Below are 2,390 nucleotides of genomic sequence, written 5' to 3' on the forward strand. Positions count from 1 at the left end.
CCCACATGGCCGTCGATGTGCACCAGCTGGTTCATGGCCTCCGACCAGCGCTCACAACGGACCACCATCAGCCGGTAACCGCGGCCGTCGGCCGCCTCGCCCACGTGGCCGGCGGAGGAGGCCCAGGTGACCACACTGGGCCCGGCCGCCCTCGGGGCGCTGGGCGGCGGGCTGGGCCGGCCCCCCTGAGGCGCCGTGCCGGTCCCGCAGCCCACCGCGACGCAGCAGGTGAGGGCGGCCAGGGCGGCTCGGCAGCGGGGGCGTGCGGTGCGGGACATCGTCGGCGCTCCTTCGGCCGGTCGGGGCGTGTGCGGGCGGAGGTCGTCCCGGCGTACCACACGGTAGTGGTGCGGTCGGTGAGGCTGTGCAGGTGGCCCCGACGGGTGTGCCGTCCCTTGCGGTCGGTGAAGCGGGGTGAGCCGTGGGGCGAAGCGGCCTTCCGCGTGATCTTGGCGGAGGGAAACGCTCCGGGCGAGGATGCCGGTATGAAGGGTGACCTCTTTTCCAGTGAGCACATGGTGCAGCCGGCCGTAGCGCCGGGCATGACGGTCGAGAACGCCAAGTGCGTCCGGTACACGGTGAACGGCGAGATGCTCGCCCGGCAGGGAGCGATGATCTCCTACCGCGGCAACCTCCAGTTCGAGCGCAAGGGCCAGGGCGTGGGCGGCATGCTCAAGCGCGCGGTCACCGGGGAAGGCCTGCCGTTGATGGCGGTGCGCGGGCAGGGCGAGGCCTGGTTCGCGCACGAGGCGCAGAACTGTTTCATCGTCGATGTCGAGCCGGGTGACGAGTTCACGGTCAACGGCCGCAACGTCCTGTGTTTCGACGCCACGTTGTCGTACCGCATCGCCACCGTGAAGGGCGCCGGTATCACCGGCGGTGGCCTGTTCAACAGCGTCTTCACCGGGCACGGCAAGCTGGGCCTGGTGTGCGAGGGCAACCCGCTCGTCATCCCGGTCTCGCCGCAGTACCCGGTGTACGTCGACACCGACGCGATCGTCGGCTGGACCGCGGGACTGCAGACCTCGCTGCACCGCTCGCAGTCCATCGGGTCGATGCTGCGCGGCGGCTCGGGCGAGGCGGTGCAACTGGTGCTCCAGGGCGAGGGGTACGTCGTCGTCCGGCCGAGCGAGGCGACACCGCAGAAAACGGGTCAGCACTGAACGCCTGTCAGGTGATCTGCGCCTCAGAGGCAACCCGGTCCGTTCCGCCGACGTCTTGATCGGCAACAGGTGATGCCCTGGCCCTTGTGGCCAGGGCAGGTTTCCACCCCTCTATACACCTCATGTATACGCCCTGTGTATACATGAGGTGTATATACGGACCGAAAGGCATCGATGTACGGCAAGGCATTCGCCCCGGAGTACCAGGGCGCGCTCACCACCCTGTCCGTCAACTCCTCCCTGACCGACGTCCTGGCCGCCGGCACCGAGCAGTTGGAAGCGGCCGAGCGCGCCGGACAGCCCGGGGAGGTGGCGCGCTCCGGACTCGCGGTGGCCGAGGCGCACCGCCGGCTGGGCCGGGTCGAGGACGCGGACCGGGCCTGGAAGGCGAGCTACCGAGCGGCCCGGCAGGCCGGGGACCTCGGGGCGATGGCCTGGGCGTTGTGGAGCGGCGGCACGCTGGCCCGGCAGCGCGGCGCGCTCCCGCTGGCCCGCAGGCTGCTCCGGTTGGCGGCCGACCTGGGCGAACGCGGTGGGGACATCGTCGTCCGCGGCTACTCGCTGGCCGGGCTGGCCGAGACCGGCCGTATCCAGGGCGACTACGAGGCCGTCGGCAGACTGCACGAGCAGTTGCTCGCCGAGGCCCGGCGGCGCGGGGAGGCGCGGCACACGGTGTGGGCGCTGGAGGGCATCGCGCAGATGCACCGCAACACCGGCCGCTACGACTCGGCGTACGCGCTGTTCGAGGAGGCCGCCGAGATCGCCGCTCGCGCCGACGACCGCCGCGGCCACGCCTGGGCGCTGCGCGGGCTGGCCGATGTGGTGTCGGTGCGCGATCAGGACACCGAGCGGGCCCTGGAGCTGCTGACCGAGGCCGAGACGACGTGCCGCGCGATGCGGCTGTCCAGCGCGCTCGCCTACAACCATAAGATGCGCGGCAACGTCCTGTACCGGGCGGGGCGTTACGAGCAGGCGCGCGAGCTGTACGAGCGGGCGCTCGCGGAGTTCCGCGAGATGAGCGAGCCACGCGGTGAGGCACTGTCGCGGCTGGGACTCGCCAAGTCCCTGGCCCGCCTGGGCCGCGACCGTGACGAGACGGCGGCCGAACTGGCCGACTTGGCGGGCCTGCTGGCCGAGGACAGCGACGTCGTCCGGGTCAGCGGCCTCGTCGAGAAGCCCGACCCGGCCGACGCCCCGTCCAACTACGCCGTCATCGGCCGCTACGTC

Annotated in this window: 2 protein-coding genes and 1 pseudogene; 2 read left to right on the forward strand and 1 reads right to left on the reverse strand. The window is 71.6% G+C overall.

Going from position 1 to position 2,390, the window contains the following annotated elements:
• Nucleotides 1–278 (reverse strand): annotated as a pseudogene (locus ABT116_RS42810) (hypothetical protein); the annotation flags it as partial.
• A 207-nt stretch (nt 279–485) separates the two neighbouring features.
• On the opposite strand from ABT116_RS42810, the gene ABT116_RS42815 reads away from it, so the two are divergent.
• Both ABT116_RS42815 and ABT116_RS42820 read left to right on the forward strand, forming a co-directional pair.
• Nucleotides 486–1,163: an AIM24 family protein gene (locus ABT116_RS42815; RefSeq protein ID WP_351646126.1), complete on the forward strand. Its 678-nt coding sequence runs from the start codon at nt 486–488 to the stop codon at nt 1,161–1,163.
• 174 nt (nt 1,164–1,337) lie between these two features.
• Nucleotides 1,338–2,390: tetratricopeptide repeat protein (locus ABT116_RS42820; RefSeq protein ID WP_351646128.1), on the forward strand; the 1,053-nt coding region annotated here is incomplete at its 3' end.

Source organism: Streptomyces sp. NPDC002130 (genome assembly GCF_040296465.1).
GTDB lineage: Bacteria > Actinomycetota > Actinomycetes > Streptomycetales > Streptomycetaceae > Streptomyces.

Bases quoted from the DNA above. Each gene is read 5' to 3' on its own strand.
- ABT116_RS42815 (WP_351646126.1), top strand. From the start codon at position 486: ATGAAGGGTGACCTCTTTTCCAGTGAGCACATGGTGCAGCCGGCCGTA.